Here is a 20,853-nt window from a genome sequence, read left to right as displayed (position 1 = left end):
GGTCGTACGAATTTAACAATTAATGCCTTATAAACAAACGAAGTGAGTTTTAAATAAAAAAATCAGAAATCTTTCTACGAAAAGAAAACAAAATCTTGTAACTTTAGTTAGTTCACTGTAACAAATAGTTATTTCGCCTATCCTTCCGAAATTCTGGCCGATAAGGTTTGCTAGTAGATCCAATAAATCAGTCCCAAAGCAATTCGAAGTCCGCTCAAGTCCGTTAAAGTCCGCTTAAGTCCGTTCAAGTTCGTATATACATCGTATTAGCTTCGAGATAAGTAGGATACAACTTCGGGACAGCTTCGGCTATACCTTGACAATCATTCGATCAAGCCTTGGGGTTCTATCCCATATCCTTCGTACTTGAATTGAAGAATAGCCAAAGGGCAGCCGACGGACAGCCGAAGAAAAGGCGAAGCTGGCACGAAGAAGGTCAGAAAAAGGTTCGAATTTTAGCTTACCTTTACGGCTATGATCTATTTCCATATTCCATTTTGTAAACAGGCCTGTCACTACTGCGACTTTCACTTCAGCACTTCCCTAAAGTATAGAGCAGACGTCTTAAAAGCTATGCAAAAAGAACTGGAAATACGCGCCTCCTATCTCGAAGATAAGGAACTACACTCCATCTACTTTGGTGGCGGTACTCCCTCGGTATTGGAAGCGGATGAGATCAGCCAACTGATCGATCAAGTAGGACTTTATTTCGAAATTGCCTCCGATGCGGAAATTACCCTGGAGGCAAACCCAGATGATCTAGATAAGACTAAGGTTCGCGCATTGCGTAATACACCCATCAATAGATTTAGCATCGGTATTCAATCCTTTTACGAAGAAGATCTAAAATGGATGAACCGCGCCCATAACGCTGCGGAAGCCGCTTCATCCATCATGCGTGTACAGGATGCTGGCTTTGAAAATATCACCTGCGATCTGATTTATGGCTATCCGTTACTCACCGATGAGAAATGGGCATCCAACATGCAAAGATTGATCGATTTTGACATTCCACATATTTCTTCCTACGCGATGACCGTTGAAAGCCGTACGGCTTTAGATTACTTTATCAAACAAGGAAAAACGGCCTCTCTAAATGAAGCGCAAAGTGCAGAACAGATGCTAATGTTGATTGATACCCTGATCGCTAATGGTTTTGAGCACTACGAAATCTCTAATTTTGCAAAACCGGGTAAATACGCCCAACACAACACCAATTATTGGAGAGGCAAACATTATTTGGGCATTGGCCCGTCCGCTCACTCCTTTAATGGTACTTCACGTGCCTGGAATGTCGCTAATAATGCGAAATACATTGCAGGCGTTGCGGAGGGTCCGTTGCATATCGAGACAGAACAATTGTCGTTAGAAGATCGTGTCAACGAATACATTATGACGTCCCTTCGCACCATGTGGGGCATTGATCTAAATAAGGTAAAAAACGAATTTGGCATCGACGCCAGAAACTATCTTGAAAAAGAAGTAAGGCAATTTGTTGAAAAAAAGGAAGTTGAGTTAGCGGATCATGTCATACGGCTTACTTCAACCGGGAAGTTAGTTGCCGATCATATTGCTTCGACATTGTTTCTTGTGGATGAAACCCATCTATAATTTAGTAGGGGCAGGTCGAGAGACCCGCCCTTATCTTTACTTACCTATCTTTGCATCATACAACTTTTGGTGTATGTTTTTTAGATCCGACTCCGAAATTTTGATTACCTTACGGTCATACGTCATCAACCCGTTCGTTTCTACTTCTACATCCGTTGTTTGCGTATAAACACCGGCGGAAAGTCCTAGTGGGATAAGCTTAGCTAAATTAGCAACGACCTCTTCGTATCTTTTTTTCAGTTCTTCTTTGCTTTTAAAAGACTGGTATCCCCAGTTATCTTTTTGTTGCCAAGTGTGCCCATCGACGGGGAGGCCCAATCCACCAAATTCACCTAATGTCAATATATAATCTTTACCAAAGATCTGTGGATCAGGCATCGCCGCATCTGGATAATTGTGGATATCGAGCATATGGCCGGTGTAAGCAAAATTACCACCACTTGCGCTATTCACAATACGGGAAGGGTCTTGTTTCATCGTCCATTCCGTAATTTCCTTCGTTTTAAACTGTCCCCAAGCTTCGTTAAATGGCACCCAAACTACTATACTTGGATAATTATGCAGTACATCCATAATAGCTTTCCATTCTTTACGGTATATTGCTTCCGACTCGGGTGAACGAACTTTATCGTGGAGGCCTCCGGATATCTTACCAGGCTGCATATCCCACACATTTCCTCCGAGATCGCCACTTGGCATATCCTGCCATACCAATATACCGATGCTGTCGCAATAGCGGTACCAATTAGCCGGCTCCACCTTGATGTGTTTTCTAATCATATTAAAACCCATCTCCTTGGTCTTGATGATGTCGAACTTCAACGCTTCATCAGAAGGAGCTGTATGCAGGCCGTCTGGCCACCAACCCTGATCTAGCGGACCATAATGGAATACAAATTTATCATTCAAGTACATGCGCTGAATGCCCATTTCGTCTGGTTTCATCGTAATTTTCCGCATCGCGAAATAACTTTTAGCTTCATCGACTACCTTGCCTTTTCTTAACACCTTGATGTTCAAGTCATAAAGTTTTGGGCTATCTGGTGACCACAATTTCGCTTGTGGGACTGCGAGTTTAAGTGCAGAACCAATAGAAGTATTCGCTTCGGCGATCTTAGCAGTTCCATCATAGGCTTCTACTACGATCTGATCACCTTGTTGCGCGCCTTCTACCTGCGCTTCGAAATGCAATGCTTTGGCATCCACATCTGGTGTATGTCTTGTCGTCACGATATAGGTTCTTGGCACAGATTCTATCCATACAGTCTGCCAAATACCTGTAACTGGTGTATACCAAATACCGTGTGGGTTATTGATCTGCTTTCCACGTGGCTGTGGGCCGTCGCTTGTCGGATCCCACACACGTAGTGCGATATTTTGCTTTTTACCTTTTTTAAGAAATGAGGTCACATCAAATGAAAAAGGATTAAACCCACCTTCATGACGCCCCACCAATTTACCGTTTACATACAGGTCACATTGCCAATCAACAGCTCCAAAATGGAGAATAGCATTGTTTTTATCGACTTTGAGATCTAGACTGATTTCATTATTATACCAAAGCGCTTTATCTTTTCCTACCTCTTTTCCTACTCCAGATAATGCAGACTCCACTGCGAAAGGTACCAATATATTTCCTTCCCATGTGTTCGGTATCTCCTTTTGATCTTTAGCTGTAATGGCATATTTCCATAAACCATTTAAATTCTGCCAATTATTTTTACGTACTAACTGTGGCCGCGGATACTCCGGATGAGGTCTTGTAGCGTCGAGTTTTTCTCCCCAGGACGTCAGTATCTTTTCGCCAGCAGGCTTCCATTGCTGGGAAAAACTTTCTGATAATGTAGCGGCTAGCACAACGGCAATGGCAATAGTTTTTTTCATCATATTTGTTGTTGTTATTTAAGTTTAGTTTCTTTTATCTACACATACGGCCTGATTCGTACAGGTTCGTTAAATATCTTAATAATCATGATTTTTATTACCTTCTTGAATGAGCGAGAGTAAATATCACTTCTATTACAATTTGGTTTACTATCAGTCAACGAATTTTTAAATTTATCAAATATTCAAACCAACTTGTTGACATTTTGTCTCATTAAATCATTAAATCGTCTCGTCAAGGGCTTCAAATAAATACAGGCATCTTAAAGGTTATAACGATTTAAAAAAAATCGTTATATTCGTACAAACAATACCAATCTATACGCCCTATGTATAATAATGCTACCACACGTTTCACTGTACTTGTTGCAGATGACCATCAAGATATTTTAGATTTTCTTGCGGACGATCTGGGCGAACATTATGATGTGGTCAAAGCTAACAATGGCCAAGAGGTATTAGACTTTATCGTCGAACAACATGTAGACCTTATCGTAAGCGATATTATGATGCCCTATGTCGATGGCTACGAATTGTGCACCCGTCTGAAAGAAAACCTTAGCTACAGTCATATTCCCTTTATTATGCTCACGGCGAAAAACAATTTACAATCTAAAATTGAAGGGCTAAAATACGGTGCTGACGCTTATATCGAAAAACCGTTTTCTCCTTCTTTTCTACAGGCGCAGATTGACAGTTTATTGCGCAACAGACAACATGTTCGGGAGCATTACAGCAAATCGCCCTTAGTACCCTTGAACAGTATTGCCTTGAATAAGGCCGATCAGACTTTCCTTGAAAAACTCAACACCCTCATTATAGAAAACATTTCAGAACAAAGTTTATGTGTTGATATGCTGGCCGATCATATGCATATGAGTCGCCCTACATTATATCGAAAAATCAAAGGGATATCAAACCTTTCTCCTAATGAACTCATCAACATAACACGACTAAAAAAAGCAGCCGATCTACTGGTCGAAGGTGAATTAAAAATTTATGAAATATCTACTATGGTAGGATTCAATTCTTCTTCTCATTTTACGAGAAATTTTCAAAAACAATTTGGTGTCTCTCCGAAAGAATATACTGATTCAAAGGTTAAGTAAAGAGGGGTAGGATGCTGGTACCATAGTGAAGCTTGCCTGCGGTATGCAGGCAAGCTTCCGTTAAAAACGTAAAGATCGCCACATCGCTATGACGAAATGTACTATACCTTTGGCAATTTGTAACCGTTGTGATATTGCGACACTAAATATTTATTTGCTTCCTTATCCGTGAATTTCCGTTGGTTCTTGTCCCAGAACAATTTCTTATCGGTTCGGTATGCAATATTTCCCATTTGTGAAAAGATAGCAATATGTGCCCCCACCTCAATTGGAGCGTTCAGTTTCGTTGCATCTTTTTTCGTTATCGCGTCGGCAAAATTAACCATATGCTTTTCCAGTCCGTTGTCGGAAGATTTCTGCAAGGGAACGGCCTGTATATGTTCTTTTTCCGGAATAACTTCCCAACCTTCTCGGTTTAGAATCAGGGTGCCGTTATTTCCAATAAATGCTACTCCATGTGTTCTATTGTATGGTCCCAAATCTATGCCTAATGCATGTTCCCATTGAATATTAAAATCATCAAACTGATACACAGCCGTCAGGGTATCCGGAGTTTCTGCAGCACCGTTTGGATCAGCGAACTTGCCTCCGGTAGCCATTACGGATATTGGATCCGACACTTTCATTCCTAGCAATGCGTAATCCAACATATGTACTCCCCAATCTGTCATCAATCCCCCCGCGTAATCCCAAAACCACCTAAATTCAAAATGAAATCTATTTGGGTTGAACGGTCTAGTCCTAGCCGGGCCCAGCCATTTGTCGTAATGAACGCCATCGGGTGCTAATCCGTCTGGTTTAGGCAAAATACTCTTCTTCCACCCCACATATGACCATGCTTTAACCAATCGTATTTTACCCAGTTTTCCGGAATGGACGAAATCGATAGCATCTCGAAAATGTTGCTGACTGCGTTGCCATTGTCCGACTTGCACAATACTTTTATTACGCTGTGCAGCAGCTACCATCACTTCACATTCTCTAATTGAATTTCCAATAGGTTTCTCTACATATACATGTTTTCCGGCATTTACGGCATCTACCATCTGTAACGTATGCCAATGATCTGGTGTTGCAATAATGACAGCATCAACCACATTATCCTGTAGGAGTTCTTTGTAATCGATATATCGCTTTACAGTTATACCGCGTTGCGCCAATTCATCCGAACGTTTTTGAAGAACATTTTCGTCCACATCACATAAGGCCGTACAGACTACCCTATTGTCTTTCAACAGGGCATTCAAATTTGCCCATCCCATTCCATTCGCACCAATTAGCCCCACCCTAATTTTTTCATCTACTAACGCGAATGCATGAGATGGGGAATACATTGTAGAAGCTGCAATGATAGCAGAAGCTGTTAAAAAATCTTTTCTGTTCATTCTATGATACCTTTTATTTTTACCGGTTGTATAATTTAAGGAAGTCTGATTAAAAAAAACCAGTATTCCTAGCGCATTAGGGCTTAACTGTCGGTCCGTGTACCACTAATTGTCCATTAGGCAAAATCTCCAACGCATCTAAAAACACCAGCCGCTCATTACCCGTTTCCTTAGTTCGCGCGTGATATACACACCATAATTTCCCATCTCTATCTTTCAGTATGCTATTGTGTCCCGTACCAGATACGACACCACCCTGATGGATATTTTTTTGCAGAATCGGATTACTAGCAGACTTCTCGAAAGGTCCCAGGGGATGTTTGGAAGTTGCATAACCTACTGCATAATTTTCGCCACCAAAATGATTTGCCGAATACATCATGTAATATACATCATTTTTTTTAAAAAGATAAGAACCTTCTGTCCATCTTCTGTTTACCTCGCGTGAAGTTACTGACCGACTTTCCCATTCGGACTGCTTATCTTTCATTGATACTGGAGGACGCAGTAATAACTTGGGCTCGCCAACAATCTTGGAAAAATCTGCGGCAAGCTCCACGCCGTAGATCCAACTTTCTTCAATTTCCTGAAATAACCCTTGTTGTTTAGCCCAATCTGCAATTTCCGATTGTACCGGATTTTTATAACAGCATCTGGAATAATACAGATACAGTTTACCATCTTCTCCAAAATAAACATTGCCATCTATCACAGGATATCCCGGATCAAACAATGGAGCACCTGTCACATCTATAAATGGTCCTGTAGGACTATCCGACACGGCTATGCCAATACGGTAGTTTTCCAGTTCGTTCGTTGGATTTTCTTTCCAATGCGCGCTGTAGAACATATAGAACTTGCCATTGCGCTTATACACCTCGGGAGCCCAAAAGTCCTTTGTTCCCCATGATTTATCCTGTTTCGCGGTGTACACCGTTCCCTGGCTTTCCCAATTCTTTAGATCATCGGAAGCATAGGCCATAAATCCATTTTCTACACCTCCGGTACCATACATATAGTAGCGGTCTGAGGTTTCGTCATACACGATAAACGGATCACCGAACGCGACCTCTAAGGGGTTGTTTGACTGTGCAAAACCCGTGGAAATGCTAGATAAACTGCATATCAACAACATCAAAATAACACTTATTTTCATCATTTTATAATTTATTTTTAAAGGTTGATGAGAGCTCGATGTAAAAACACATTCCCCATTTAGCAATACCATTTTACATCTCGGTTTCATCATTTTATAATTTATTTTTAAAGGTTGATGAGAGCTCGATGTAAAAACACATTCCCCATTTAGCAATACCATTTTACATCTCGGTTTCATCATTTTATAATTTTTTTTCAACGGTTGATGAGAGCTCGATGTAAAAATACTTTCCCCATTCAGCAATACCATTTTACATCTCGGTTTCATCATTCATTAATTTTTAAATACAGGAACAACATCCGACTGCTGCGTTGGAACACCTTGTCCAATAATCGGCCAACTATCCGTCCACACTACTTTATCCAACATCAATACACGCCTACTTGCGCCACTTGAAACTTTTGCTTCATCCTTTTGAATGGCATGATACAGTAGCCAGTCCGTGCCTTCATCATCCTTGATAATCTTGCTATGATGACCAGGTCCGACCATCCATTCATTCCCTCTCAGTAGCACCGTTCCGGCACCACGCTCGTTGATATCCCGTCCGGTTTTATCGAGATAAGGACCTTTCAAGGATTTCGATCTAGCAACCAGTACATGGTATTCACTATTGGCACCCTCACAGCAACTTCCTTTGGATCCAAAAAAATAATAATACCCTGCTCGCTTATGGATCATCGCTGCTTCCCAATCACCGGCCGCTACTTTGAATTTCTTGGTGAGATCGGGTACACTTGCCCCATCTTTGGCCAATGGAATTCCGTGTATTCCTTGCGCTGCTCCGTTGCCAAAACTTCCCCAAAATAGAAATTTCTCATCATCTTCTTCATAAAAAGACGGATCGATCGAGTTGGGAACGTTGATTTCACGCGTTGTAAACAATTTACCTTTGTCCTCGAAAGGACCTTCCGCCTTATCGGCAATAGCTAGTCCAATACCAGGATCTGAATCTCCCCAGAGCGAATACGAATAATAAAGATAGTACTTCCCATTGATTTTATTAATATCTGGCGCCCATAATCCCCCGTGGTGTTTCCAGTTCGGCTTTTTCGCAAAAACATCACCGACATAATGCCAATTAATCAGATCCTTTGACCGCAGGATCGGCATCAATCGGTTGCCTTTCCCATCCCCCCAATTATCTTCGGTACCGTACGCGTAAAACAGCCCTGCATCCTCGTCCCTAATTACAGTAGGATCGGCCAAAATAGGTTCGAATACCGGATTAGTAAATTGTTTCATTTTAGAAACCTCGTACTCGTTTCTATCTATTTTCTGATCAAAAATCTGACAAGAGGAAAGAAAAAGTATTCCTCCCAGCGATTGGAGCAAAAAAATGCTATACATACTTTTCCCCAACATCGACCTAAGCGATTTCATCTTCTTCATTAAATTTATATTTCTATTCAACACGATTTATCTAAGTTTGCTTATAATTGTAATCGGATACGTATTATTGAATCACAATTTGATGATTAAATAACACCTACCGATCGGACACCACTGAATTGTAAATCAGCTGACGCAAAGTTTAAAATTAAGGCTTGCAAAAAATTGTCCTTTTTATTCAAAATAAACCAAAATTGTATCATTCATGAGAATTCATAGGTTGTTGGCATCATTATATACTACTTTACTTGTTACACTCTTTATTCCTTTTCACAAAGCCGATGCGCAATTATATTACTTCAACCATTATCAAGTAGAAAACGGTGTATCAAACAATGCTATTTTATGCAGTGCACAAGATAAAGACGGCTTTATGTGGTTCGGTACACGCGATGGTTTGAATCGATTTGATGGATATAACTTTAAGCATTTTTACGCAGACACCGAAAAAGAAGATGGTCTTGGGAGCAACTTCATTCACAGCATTACTGTTAGTCGGGATAAAATGCTTTGGATAGGCACAGATCAGGGCGTGTACATCTTTGACCCGAAAAGCGAACATTTCACCACTTTAAAAGAGGTTCATAAAAGAGAAATCGTAAAAATTGAAGAAGATCACGTAGGCAATATTTGGTTTATCGCAAACAATGAGCTTTTTTGTTACGATACCGACAAGAAGCATCTGGAACGAAAAACAGAATCTAAGCAACATCTGGTATCCAGTTTTTGTTTCGACAGAGACAATAATGTATGGATAGGTGTTGGTAAACATCTTATTTCTCTTGCAAAAAACGTACGGTATCCACTACCCACTACTACTTCCCTTCCAACAGAGATCAAGAAACTATTCGTTGATCGAGAAGGTAATATCTGGATAGGGACTTCCAAAGAAGGATTGTTTAAATATGCCAAGAAAGAACAAACGATTAGTCAGGTCATTGCTAGTCCATCTCCATCTACCCCCTTGTACATCCGCGATATATTGCAGGTTACCGATACGTCGCTGTGGGTGGCATCAGAAGCAGGTCTCTTCATTTATAATATAACCAATAATCATTATAGTAAATTGCAACATGAAAAAGACAACCCTTGGAGCCTTACCGATAACGCGATTTACACGCTTTCCAAGGATCATCAGGGTGGCATGTGGGTGGGCACCTATTTTGGTGGTATTCAATATTATCATCTACAACATACGTACTTTGAGAAAATTTTCCCAAGGTCTACAGCCAATTCCATTCAAGGGCATGCAATACGGGAAATTGTCGAAGATCGCTACCATAATTTATGGATAGGAACAGAAGATCATGGACTCACCGTATGGAATCAGCGAGAAAACAGTTTTTTTACCTTAGATCAAAATGCACATTTGGCGCACAGCAACATCCATGGGTTGGCTCTTGCCGGAGACAGCCTTTTGGTCGGCACATTTCATCAGGGTATGGATGTCGTCGACGTCCGTACAAAGAAAGTAATCAAACATTTTAACAATAAAAATACACACGGAGAATTGGGTGATAATTTTGTATTCTCGATTTACCGTACCCGTTCAGGAAGAATCCTATTGGCTACATCGCGTGGGGCATACGAATTCTTTCCCGGTGAAGATCGGTTTCAACCGATAAAGCATATGCAACGGCACATTTGGTACACCTCTATCTACGAAGATAAAACCGGAAACCTCTGGCTGACGACTTGGCGCGATGGGCTATTTAAACTATCCCCAACTACCGGTTCTCGTATCCGATTTGTCCATAACCCGCAAGATAATCAATCACTCAATAGCAATCGCGTCAATCGGGTATTCCAAGATTCAAAAGGAAATATCTGGGCTGCTACTGAAAACGGGATAGCACTTTGGAATGAAAAGACAAATAAGTTCCGTCGAATCACTAAAAAAGATGGTCTTCCCAGCAACCTGATCTTTGGTTTTCAAGAAGACAGCGATGAAAATCTATGGATAAGTACCTCACGCGGCCTTGTTAAAATGGATATTCATAAGCATACGATTGACCTTTTCGATACTGAACTGGGATTACTTGGTCTTCAGTTCAATTACAACTCTGTATTCAAGGATAGCAAAGGTTATATTTATTTCGGTTCCTCACGTGGTTTAATACGTTTTAATCCACAACTGATGACCGAGCATTTTAACACGAATTTGCGCGCACCGGTATTCATTACAGGGATCCAAACACATCAACGGGAGCTAAGCATCGGCGGAAGAGATGGAAATCTCAGCCAATCTGTTATCTATACGGACCAGATTGAACTGAATCATGATGAATCTACAATAAGTATCGATTTTGCAGCGTTAAATTTTGTATCCGCCAAGTCGACTTCCTATCGCTATCGATTGGTTGGACTTGATACGGCGTGGACATTTTTACGTAACAATGGTAAAGCAAATTTCACCAAGGTTCCCCCTGGGAAGTATCGATTTGAAGTGGTAGCAACCGACGCCAATGGTGCCCCTATATCCGACGAGAAGCACGTACAAATCAGAATTAAACCCCCACTTTGGGCTAGCACACCTGCATTCGTTGTATATCTCATTCTAATGGTGTTGTTCATATATTTTGCGGCGTCTATCTATGATAATCGTATAAAGGAAAAAAACAGGCGTCGTCTTGAAGTCATCAAGAACCATAAAGAACAAGAACTCTATAAAGCCAAGATGGATTTCTTTATGCGTATTACGCATGATATCAAAACTCCATTGACGCTGATAAAAGCTCCTCTAGAAAAAATCCTTCAGGGCGCCGATACCGCGAAAACAGACAAATGGCTACACAGTATTCATCAAAACACGGAAAAGCTCCTTACGTTGACCGACAACCTGCTTGATTTTAGAAAGATAGAAAGCAGCGAGTTTTCCCTACAACTTCAACTGCAAAAGATCAGCGACCTCATATACGTCGCATTGCAAGAATTCGCTCCGTTGATAGAAAGCAAAAGGCTGAGACTTCACACTGATATAGACGAAGAGTTGGAAGCACATATTGACATAGAAACTATTTATAAGATCCTATCGAATTTGTTATCCAATGCTATTAAGTATGCCGATAACACCCTAATTATCCACCTTCGTAAACAGTCTACGAACGATACCTTTCAGATTGAAGTCAAGAATGATGGCGTACTTCTCACGGAAGAAGAGGTACAGCAAATTTTCAAACCCTTTAAACGCGCCTCCTCCCATTACCGGATAAAAGGTTCGGGATTGGGATTAGCCCTTGCCTATTCCTTTGCAGAGTTACATGGTGGCTCACTACATTATGATAAAAATACCGAAAATTTAAATGTATTTGTTTTAGTGATCCCTTTAAAAGTCGAATAAAAATTGGGATTTAGCATCGAACAAACGCTGCGCTATGCCACAAATTAAGCGGATCAGGACAACCAAGATTTACGGCTACCCCGTCACTAATTCAAAAATAGTAATCTCGGGCAAAATTCCTACCCTCCCGGGATATCCTAGAAAACCATAACCCGTATTAACGTAAAGCTGCTTATTGTCCTCTTTATATAAACCGGCCCATTCCTTATAAATAAACTTAGCCGGACTCCACTGAAAATGTTCGCCTCGTACGCCGAATTGCATACCATGCGTATGACCGGCAAACATCACATCTACATCGGTATCGAGCACCTGTGCTCTCCAATGTGAGGGGTCATGCGATAAAAGTAACTTTACCGCTTTATCTTCTGTTCCTACTAAGGCTTTCGTTAGATCTCCTTTCTTGGGAAAACGACCCGTACCCCAGTTTTGAACACCCACTACCGAAATCTCCTCATTCCCTACTTTAATGGTACGGTTTTCATCCATTAGCAGATCCCACCCCATTATTCTTTGCGTTTCAATTAGGCGCTGTAGATTTTTTTGCTTTTCTGCACTATCTTCTTTACCGTAATAATAATCCCCATAATCGTGATTACCCAACGTAGAAAAGACACCTAAATCCGCTTTTAGTTTAGAGAATATATCTTGGTAATCCCTCATTTCAGATGCTACATTATTCACCAAATCCCCGGTAAAGAATATCATATCGGGTTTTTCACCAAGCAACATCTCTATGCCGCCTAATACGGCCTTGTGATTATAAAACGATCCGGAGTGAACATCTGATATCTGTGCTAGTTTCATTCCGTGAAAAGCTTTTGGCAAATTCGGTAAAACCAATTTTTGTCGTCTGATACGGTAGTCGTACGCGCTTGATATTACGCCCCAAGATAACGGGAATAGCGGTAAGGAAGCAACCACTAAACCTGATTTCGTCAAAAACTCCGAGCGGGAGATCCCATGCTTAGGTCGTTCGGGAAGAGGTTCATCCAGCACGGCGGTGTGCTCAGCAACTGTCATTTTCTGCAATGGCTTAAATAAACGTGCTATCCATATCCCCCCTCTACGTATATCATCAATCAAAAGAATAAGAATAAATATAAATTTACAGGCCGCTGTCATAAAAAATGCCACTAACACAACCGAACGATACGCCAATGGAATGCTAAATTCGGCAGCTACAATTAGTCCGAGTAAAAGGCTAATGGAATAGCCCCACCAGAGTACCGTAAACCATTTGGTATGCACAAATTTTATCTTCGTCGCACGTAATGCAAAAAAAATATAAAAATCAAATGCCAGTAATAATATTGCGTTGAAAATCAACATAGTTTTTCTTATTTTAATTATTAAGCGCTAGTTGCTTTAGCGCCCGAATCCACTTTGGATCGTCATTCAAACTTTCCACCATAGTTACCTGTTCACCCCCCAATGCTTTAAATTCATTGGCATACTCCACTTGAATTTCATCGATCGTTTCGATACAGTCAGATACAAAAGCAGGACTGAATACCAATAGTTTTTTAACGCCTTTACTCGCCAAATCGTGTAATGTATCTGAGGTGTACGGCTGAATCCACGGGGTCTTTCCAAGGCGTGACTGAAAACAGACGGTATACTGATCTTCCTTCAAATTCAACTTTTTGGCAATCGCCCGGGTTGTCCCATAACATTGTGACAAGTAGCAGAACACATTTGTCTCCATCTTGCAGGAGTCACATCCCGTTTCCGGACAGACTAAGTTGCCCGTAGGATCCACTTTACCCAGTTGACGCACGGGAAGACCATGGTAACTGAATAAAATATGGTCGTGCGCCGCAATATCATGCCGCAACGCATGATCTACAAACGTATCAATCATATCTGCATCTTCGCAGTAACTGTTGACAAAGGAAACATGTGGAAAATAGGGCCATGTTCGCATGATCTCCATAACCTTCTCAATAACAGAGCCAGAGGTAGCAGAAGCATACTGTGGAAATAGCGGAATAACCCGAATAGATTCTAAGCGCATGCTTTGCATTCTTTGCAAGGCCGAGTCTATGGAAGGATTTTGATAACGCATGGCCAATTCGACGTGATATTCTTCCCCCAATTCTTCCTGAAGCATCTGTTGTTGCAACAGGCTGTAGTACATCAGTGGAGAGCCATTTGTTTCGTCCCATATCGTTGCGTATGTAGCAGCTGATTGCGCAGCACGCTTTGGAACAATGGCGCCTTTAACAAGTAGATTTCGCCCTAAACGGGGAATATCGATCACTCTACCATCCATCAAAAACTCTGTCAAATATCTTCGTACGTCCGCGGTTTTAGGGGAGTCGGGTGTACCCAACTGTACCAATAGTACGCCTTTAATAGCTCTCTTACTCATTTAAGCACAAAAATAATCAAATTTTACACCATATAAGATGCGCTATATTAGAATATGAAGATCACATGACCTATTATAAACTTTCGAGGACATGTTTCACCTCTTTCATAAGCCACATGGGGGTAGATGTCGCTCCACAGATTCCAACCGTTTCATTCTCTTGAAAAAGAGAAGATTCTATCTCGTCCGACGCTGAAATGAAGTAGGAATTGGAATTTGCTGCTTTGCACACATCATATAGGACCTTCCCATTCGAGGATTTCTTACCCGAAACAAAAAGTACTTTGTCATATTGTCGTGCAAAATCACCCAAATCTTCATACCGATTGGAGACCTGGCGACAGATCGTATCATTGGCCTTAACTTCGTATCCTCTATTGATCAATTCTTCTTTGATTGCGTAGAACTTGTCTACACTTTTGGTAGTTTGACTATACAGCGTAAAAGAAGGGGGTAATTCTACCTCATCTAGTTCATCAATATCTTGGAATACCAACGCTTGATTATTAGTTTGCCCCTGCAAACCAATCACTTCTGCATGTCCATGTTTCCCAAAAATCAAGATTTTCTCATTGTCATCGTGGGATGTCTTGATCCGGTTCTGAAGTTTTAAAACCACCGGACAGGAAGCATCTATTAATGTAATATTATTCTCCAAGGCAACCTGGTACGTTTCGGGGGCTTCACCATGCGCGCGAATCAACACTTTTTCGTTTTGTAAACTTGGCAAAGCTTCATGACCAATAATCCGAAGGCCTTTCGCTTTTAACCTTGCCACCTCCTCGTCATTGTGTACGATATCCCCCAAACAATACAAATATCCATCTTCTTCAAGGATTTCTTCAGCCATATCAATAGCATAGACAACCCCAAAACAAAATCCGGAGTCTTTATCGATCGTTACCTGTAGATTCTTAGACATATCTACAAAGTTAGCAATTAGATAGGTATTTCATACGAAATGAAATTAACTTTTGATTTTTAATCTTTTATTTTTTACTTTTCATACCTTTGCAAAAATTTAACGGTATGGCAACAAATAGAACATTTACGATGATAAAACCAGATGCAGTCGCAAATGGACACATCGGCGCGATTTTAAACGATATTATCGCTGGAGGTTTCAAAATTATAGCACTGAAATATATCCAATTAAGCTCCGAAACAGCAGGAAATTTCTACGCAGTACACAAAGAAAGACCCTTCTATGGTGAGCTCGTTAATTTCATGACTTCTGGCCCCATTGTAGCTGCTATTTTGGAAAAAGACAATGCTGTGGAAGATTTCCGCACATTGATCGGAGCGACCAATCCTGCTGATGCTGCTGAAGGCACCATTCGTAACAAATATGCACAATCAATCGAGGCGAATGCTGTTCACGGTTCAGATTCTGACGAGAATGCCCAAATTGAGGGTAATTTTTTCTTTTCGCAATTCGAAAGATTTTAATTCGAAATTCGGCACACATAACAAAGGGCTACATTTTGTAGTCCTTTGTTGTTTGTTAGCAGATCAGGCGTAATAGTGACGGGATAATAAAAACGAACCTATTTTTAATCAATTTGAAATGTCCCCTTCACTGGCTTTCCGCCACTGGCCGTGGCAGGGCTTCTTCTTTCTCCTTTGACGAGAAAGAAGCAAAGAGTCTAGACTGGGTCAATGTTACGCTAAAAGCTTTTGGATTTACTAAACAGCTCTGAGCCGTTGCACTTCGTAGATCTGTTCTTAACGCAAATCCAAAAGCTTTCTTAACGCTACATCGACCTAGGTAGTCCTTTTAAATTCAGCTGAAGTATAAGTAATATTTAAGAATAAACGCACTATCCTTACATACCCAACAAATGTCGCCTTAGCCATTTGCCAATTGTAGAAGGAGACACTAGCCAATGTGGCAAATGGGTACAGCGACGAGTTTTTGCTTCTTTTTGAGGTAAAAAGAAGAGCCCCGCCACGGGCTCGAGTGGCAAGAGAAATTGACTAAATTTAAACCTTCCTTAAAATCCATAACTCCTCGAAAACGCCCCTCTTTATTGCCATTTCAAACGATGGTGTAGGGAAAGCAACACGTGATTCGTCGCTTGTTGCTTTTCGACATTTTGCCGCATGTACCCCACTTGTACACCCAGATTATCTGTTATTTTATATCCAATTCCCCCATACAATCTATTGCGATCAAACGCATCTAGCTTATCATCGTCCGAAATATTTAAAAAGACTTCGTCGTAGACAGCAGCGTAAATAGCTCCTTTTCCTAAGTCTCTTTTCGAAAGGGGCACATCCACAAATAAGCTATACCGCCCACGTCCTCTAAAATTCCTATCTTCGATGAAGCGCTCTTCCAAACGGAAGCGGTGGCGAATAGAAAATCTGTCAATAATATGTTTAAATGTAGCCTCCTGATAAATTCGGTGTTCAGCAAATGGATTATTGGGTGTATCCTCTGCTTCGGTATAGATAAAACCGTAGCCTCCAGTCACACTTAAGAAGGGTTTGACAGCATACTCTAATCCTACACGTAGTAATGTTTGGTTGTGATCACCTCCCAGTCGATAATCCCGCAGCTGCAGTTCATGATGAATGGAAAACTTCGTTGATTTAATAGCCGTATTGCCAAAGTAAATTAACCATCCCTGTGCCTGTTGCTGTGCAGATAACGCCGAAATAAAAAACGATAAAAAAATAGTAAAAGTAATCTTCATAGGTTCGCGTAAAATTATTAATGTTAGAACGATTTCTAAAATAAAGAATCCCCTCCGAAATCAAACTACGCCGCCTGTAACAATGTTTTGATACTCTTAAAATCCTCTTTTCGTAAGATATTCGTTTTCCTTTTCCGTCATGCGTTCCCGATCTTCCTTTTTCTTGTCGTGATAACCGCAAAGATGCAACACACCGTGAATAATAACGCGGTGCAATTCATCCCGATCTGTTACTTCGAATTTCCCGGCATTCTCGCGTATACGATCGACAGAAATAAATATATCGCCCGCAATGACGTCTTCATCTTCTGAAGAATCGAAAGTTACAATATCGGTATAGGTATCATGATTAAGATACTGCTTATTGATATCCAGGAGATATTCGTCGGAGCAGAAAATAAAATTCAATTCTGAAATTCGTTTGAACCCCTCATTTTTGGTTGTTGTTCCGATCCATTCGCGTACTTTTTGCTTCTCCTTGATCGTAAAATCAATATCCTCGGAGAAAAATGAAATATCTTTAAGTGCCATATCTAAAGTTCTTTTTTTTGCATATAGGATTGCAGGATTATCGTTGCCGAAACAGTATCCACCAATCCCTTTTCTTGTCTTTTACTTTTTTTCTTGCCACTCTGTGCGATGGCAGCAGAGGCCATCTTTGAGGTAAACCGTTCATCTATTTCGGCTACCGGAATCTGCGGATAAGTCTTTTTTAATTTCCGCACAAAACCCAATACATGCTGTGCAGATTCCGAATCAGAACCGTCCATCTGCAAAGGCTTACCTACCACAAAGGTCGCCACCGTTTCTCCCTGAAGGTAGTTGTCGATAAACGACCAAATTTCTTCGGGATGCACGGTGGTCAACGCCGTAGCAATAATCTGCAATGGGTCGGTTACTGCTATCCCGATACGTTTCGTACCGTAATCAAAAGCCATTATACGCATTCTTATATCTTGAAAATGTTAATTTATTGACATCGTATGCATTTTGCGATGTACACATACGTTTCCACGGTTCGCTGCCAATGTCGTTGTTACGTTAAGGATCTTTACACACTTATTGGTACGACCGCCAGCCATGCTTTTTTTTTACAAAAGTACAATTACCAAATGAAGATAAAAATCTATAAATTTGGTATATAATCTACCGGTTAATGAAAATAGCTTACACTTTTATCTGCTGCTTAATTCCTATTTTGGGATTCGGGCAAACATATAACACATTAGCGGACTACCGCAATCAGCAAAAAAAAGCGTTTCTCAAAGATGATTTTGGCCCGCTTCGCAAAGAGAACATCCAATATTTAGATTACTATCCCGCGAATACTAAATATGTTGTCGTTGCTCAGTTGGAACTATTATAAGCTGAGCCCACTTTTCGCATGCCTACTTATGATGGCACGAGCAACCTTTACAAAAGGCATTCGCTGTTACACTTCACCATTGACAACCAAGCCCATACCCTTACTATTTACCAGAGTGTCGACTTATTTAAGAACCCCACATACAAAAACTACCTATTTCTACCATTTTTGGACGACACCAATGGCGACCAGACGTATGAAGGCGGGAGATACCTTGAGCTCGATGCATCGAACATAAAGAACGGCAGCATAACGATTGATTTTAACCGAGCGTATAATCCATACTGTGCGTACAGTTCGGGGTACCGCTGCCCGCAACCGTCTGCCGAAAATACGCTGGCAATCGCTATCTTCGCTGGAGAAAAAAAATATATTGGCCCTAAAAACGAAAGACCCGTGAATAAAGCTAATGCAAAAAATTTTAACGAAACAGAATCTGCGCTCATCTTATCGGATGATACCACAACAAAATTTCGTGTATACCAGATTACAAACGAAAACGAACTCGCCGTATTACAAGCGTCATCTACGGATATAAAATACGACGCTCCGCTTTTGGAAACGCTGGCCCGCAGGATGTTACTGACCGTACAAGATTCGACTCATCCGGGCGTCGGGATTGCAGCACCCCAAGTCGGGATCAATAAAAATGTGATATGGGTACAGCGCTTTGACAAAGACGACAAGCCGTTTGAATTCTATATCAATCCCAAGATTATCTGGCGCTCCAAATTGACACGCGAGGGAGCAGAGGGCTGTTTATCTATCCCCGACAGAAAAGAGAACGTCCAGCGTAGTTACGCCATACGATTGCAGTATCTGGATAAAAAAGGGAATATAATAGAAGAAAATGTCGAGGGATTTACGTCCGTGATTTTTCAACACGAAGTAGACCATCTCTACGGTATCCTATACCCTGATAGATTGGAAGAACAAGCAAAAAAAGAACGTATTCCGTTACAGGATAAGATCAATTTCTCTATAGAAGCAGAAAGCATTTTACCATAACTAGGAGTTAGACAGCAGGCTTTAGGAGTTCGATTTCTTTTCTAACTCCTAACACCTAATTTCTAACACCTAATTTCTAACTCCTAATTTCTAGTACCTAACTCCTAAATTACCTTTCTACCGTCTTGATCTCATACAACTTCGACCACAGTTTGCCTGTTACAAAAAGTCGCTTCCCTACGGCATCGTATGCTATCCCATTTAATTCGTTGTCTACGGGCTGTCTGTTTTCGGTATTCATTCCCACGAGGTTGATCCTGCTTTCCACAGCGCCCGTTTCTGGATTAATAACAACTATAATCTCCTGTTGGTATACATTTGCATACACCTTCCCATCAATATATTCCAATTCATTTAGGTTATCAACTGCCCCATTTTCATCATATACGCCGATAGAACCTGTTTCTTTCCCAGTCGTAGGATCCAAAAAGTAAAGTAGATGTGAACCATCCGATTTGATCAATCGCTGTCCATCATACGTTAGCCCCCAACCTTCTTTACTATTCCCGTAACTAAAGGACCCCGTTTTCTCAAATGTGTTTTTATTGTAAAAGAAACCGACATTTTCTTGCCATGTCAATACCACAATTTTATCTCCGGCTATAGTCATCCCTTCTCCGAAATATTCATCGCCGATCGGGACAATCTTTGTCACTTTTCCGGTCTGAAGATCGACCTTACGCAGAGAAGACTCTCCGGTACGACCCGTAGTTTCGTATAATATTCCACCCTCATATTGCAAGCCCTGTGTAAAGGCCTTATCATCATGAGGAAAGACATTTACCACTTCAAAACCGTAATTTTTGGCCGATGGAGGTATGACGGTCACATTGCTGTACGCGATATCTTCTTTACCAGCCACGTATACTTTTGCAGTAATGGAACGATCTCCCAATCCTACCCGCTGCGTATCCAAAACCACACCCGAAGTATCTTTCTTTCGCTCCAAAATGTTGCCATCGACCGAATAGATAACCGAATCTATAGCAGCTTCTGAAAAGTTGAGTTTCAACTTAACCTGTTCACCCAACAGTACCTTTTGGCCAGATTCAGGCATCACAAATTCTAATTTTCCTTTTTGGGTTTTACACCCTCCTACCACCAATGCAAGCGCAAGGACAACAGTCCGAATCGATTTATTACACATCTAACTAAAATCTTAATTTCACCATCTAATTGCTCCAAAAAGCATCTTTAATTAACTCAATTTTACGTTCCTTCAAAAAAACAGATACGATATCAAATCGAATCTCTCCTTGATATTTGGTATAGCTGATATAAGCATCCGCTAAGCGGATAAGATTTCGTTGTTTTCTATAATCAACGAATTCTTTGGGCTCACCAAACCGGCAATCGTTACGGCTCTTCACCTCTACAAACACTAAAACACCTTCGTCTTTGGCAATCACATCCACTTCCAGGTGCTTATAGCGCCAATTCACACACACGATCTCGTATCCACGTTCCCGCAGACACCTAACGGCCTGCTGTTCCCCCCAAATTCCAGCATCTAAATGTTTAGCCAT

General features: G+C 40.9%; 18 protein-coding genes. 6 read left to right on the top strand and 12 right to left on the bottom strand.

Annotation, left to right across the window (positions count from 1 at the left end; translation table 11 throughout):
• Positions 1-474: 474 nt before the first annotated feature.
• On the top strand, positions 475-1,611 hold the full coding sequence (gene hemW / locus C4F40_RS14215; RefSeq protein WP_196940043.1) for a radical SAM family heme chaperone HemW: 1,137 nt from the start codon (positions 475-477) through the stop codon (positions 1,609-1,611).
• Between the two features lie 36 nt (positions 1,612-1,647).
• Here the strand turns inward: hemW and C4F40_RS14210 are convergent, their stop codons facing one another.
• Positions 1,648-3,498: a glycoside hydrolase family 2 protein gene (locus tag C4F40_RS14210; RefSeq protein ID WP_231390073.1), complete on the bottom strand. Its 1,851-nt coding sequence runs from the start codon at positions 3,496-3,498 to the stop codon at positions 1,648-1,650.
• A gap of 326 nt (positions 3,499-3,824) precedes the next feature.
• On the opposite strand from C4F40_RS14210, the gene C4F40_RS14205 reads away from it, so the two are divergent.
• Positions 3,825-4,604, top strand: a complete 780-nt coding sequence (locus C4F40_RS14205) for a response regulator (protein WP_196940042.1) — start codon at positions 3,825-3,827, stop codon at positions 4,602-4,604.
• A 101-nt stretch (positions 4,605-4,705) separates the two neighbouring features.
• On the opposite strand, the gene C4F40_RS14200 is transcribed toward C4F40_RS14205, so the two are convergent.
• The 3 genes from C4F40_RS14200 to C4F40_RS14190 all read right to left on the bottom strand — a co-directional run bounded on the left by C4F40_RS14200 (position 4,706) and on the right by C4F40_RS14190 (position 8,540).
• Entirely contained in the window at positions 4,706-5,989 is a 1,284-nt protein-coding gene (locus C4F40_RS14200; protein WP_196940041.1) for a Gfo/Idh/MocA family protein, read from the bottom strand.
• Between the two features lie 76 nt (positions 5,990-6,065).
• Positions 6,066-7,148 carry a glycoside hydrolase family 43 protein gene (locus C4F40_RS14195; protein ID WP_196940040.1) on the bottom strand — a complete coding sequence of 361 codons (1,083 nt, stop codon included), beginning with the start codon at positions 7,146-7,148 and terminating at the stop codon, positions 6,066-6,068.
• A gap of 273 nt (positions 7,149-7,421) precedes the next feature.
• On the bottom strand, positions 7,422-8,540 hold the full coding sequence (locus tag C4F40_RS14190) for a family 43 glycosylhydrolase (protein ID WP_196940039.1): 1,119 nt from the start codon (positions 8,538-8,540) through the stop codon (positions 7,422-7,424).
• Between the two features lie 205 nt (positions 8,541-8,745).
• On the opposite strand from C4F40_RS14190, the gene C4F40_RS14185 reads away from it, so the two are divergent.
• Complete coding sequence (locus tag C4F40_RS14185) at positions 8,746-11,880, top strand: ligand-binding sensor domain-containing protein (RefSeq protein ID WP_196940038.1); 3,135 nt, start codon at positions 8,746-8,748, stop codon at positions 11,878-11,880.
• Positions 11,881-11,955: 75 nt separating this feature from the next.
• On the opposite strand, the gene C4F40_RS14180 is transcribed toward C4F40_RS14185, so the two are convergent.
• From C4F40_RS14180 to C4F40_RS14170, 3 genes are all read right to left on the bottom strand, one after another.
• The gene (locus C4F40_RS14180) at positions 11,956-13,212 is read right to left on the bottom strand and encodes a metallophosphoesterase (protein WP_196940037.1); all 1,257 of its coding nucleotides are present in this window, start codon (positions 13,210-13,212) and stop codon (positions 11,956-11,958) included.
• A gap of 13 nt (positions 13,213-13,225) precedes the next feature.
• Positions 13,226-14,254: a ferrochelatase gene (gene hemH, locus C4F40_RS14175; protein WP_196940036.1), complete on the bottom strand. Its 1,029-nt coding sequence runs from the start codon at positions 14,252-14,254 to the stop codon at positions 13,226-13,228.
• Between the two features lie 73 nt (positions 14,255-14,327).
• Positions 14,328-15,176 (bottom strand): 4-hydroxy-3-methylbut-2-enyl diphosphate reductase, encoded by an 849-nt coding sequence (locus C4F40_RS14170; RefSeq protein WP_196940035.1) that lies wholly within the window; start codon positions 15,174-15,176, stop codon positions 14,328-14,330.
• Positions 15,177-15,283: 107 nt separating this feature from the next.
• Between C4F40_RS14170 and C4F40_RS14165 the strand changes: the two genes are divergently transcribed.
• A complete protein-coding gene (locus C4F40_RS14165; RefSeq protein ID WP_196940034.1) occupies positions 15,284-15,703 on the top strand; it encodes a nucleoside-diphosphate kinase in 420 nt (139 codons plus the stop codon).
• 578 nt (positions 15,704-16,281) lie between these two features.
• Here the strand turns inward: C4F40_RS14165 and C4F40_RS14160 are convergent.
• The 3 genes from C4F40_RS14160 to ruvX all read right to left on the bottom strand — a co-directional run bounded on the left by C4F40_RS14160 (position 16,282) and on the right by ruvX (position 17,900).
• The gene (locus C4F40_RS14160) at positions 16,282-16,953 is read right to left on the bottom strand and encodes a DUF2490 domain-containing protein (RefSeq protein WP_196940033.1); all 672 of its coding nucleotides are present in this window, start codon (positions 16,951-16,953) and stop codon (positions 16,282-16,284) included.
• A 96-nt stretch (positions 16,954-17,049) separates the two neighbouring features.
• Positions 17,050-17,484: an rRNA maturation RNase YbeY gene (gene ybeY / locus C4F40_RS14155; RefSeq protein ID WP_196940032.1), complete on the bottom strand. Its 435-nt coding sequence runs from the start codon at positions 17,482-17,484 to the stop codon at positions 17,050-17,052.
• A gap of 2 nt (positions 17,485-17,486) precedes the next feature.
• Positions 17,487-17,900: a Holliday junction resolvase RuvX gene (gene ruvX / locus C4F40_RS14150; protein WP_196940031.1), complete on the bottom strand. Its 414-nt coding sequence runs from the start codon at positions 17,898-17,900 to the stop codon at positions 17,487-17,489.
• Between the two features lie 209 nt (positions 17,901-18,109).
• On the opposite strand from ruvX, the gene C4F40_RS21600 reads away from it, so the two are divergent.
• The gene (locus C4F40_RS21600; protein WP_231390072.1) at positions 18,110-18,319 is read left to right on the top strand and encodes a hypothetical protein; all 210 of its coding nucleotides are present in this window, start codon (positions 18,110-18,112) and stop codon (positions 18,317-18,319) included.
• 18 nt (positions 18,320-18,337) lie between these two features.
• On the top strand, positions 18,338-19,327 hold the full coding sequence (def, locus tag C4F40_RS14145; protein WP_231390071.1) for a peptide deformylase: 990 nt from the start codon (positions 18,338-18,340) through the stop codon (positions 19,325-19,327).
• A 109-nt stretch (positions 19,328-19,436) separates the two neighbouring features.
• Here the strand turns inward: def and C4F40_RS14140 are convergent, their stop codons facing one another.
• A complete protein-coding gene (locus C4F40_RS14140) occupies positions 19,437-20,474 on the bottom strand; it encodes a glutaminyl-peptide cyclotransferase (protein ID WP_196940030.1) in 1,038 nt (345 codons plus the stop codon).
• Positions 20,475-20,499: 25 nt separating this feature from the next.
• Positions 20,500-20,853 (bottom strand): YraN family protein, encoded by a 354-nt coding sequence (locus C4F40_RS14135; RefSeq protein ID WP_196940029.1) that lies wholly within the window; start codon positions 20,851-20,853, stop codon positions 20,500-20,502.

Source organism: Sphingobacterium pedocola, assembly GCF_015209965.1.
Taxonomy (GTDB): domain Bacteria; phylum Bacteroidota; class Bacteroidia; order Sphingobacteriales; family Sphingobacteriaceae; genus Sphingobacterium; species Sphingobacterium pedocola.
The sequence above is the reverse complement of the archived record's forward strand: the minus strand, read 5'-3'. Positions and strand labels throughout refer to the sequence as shown.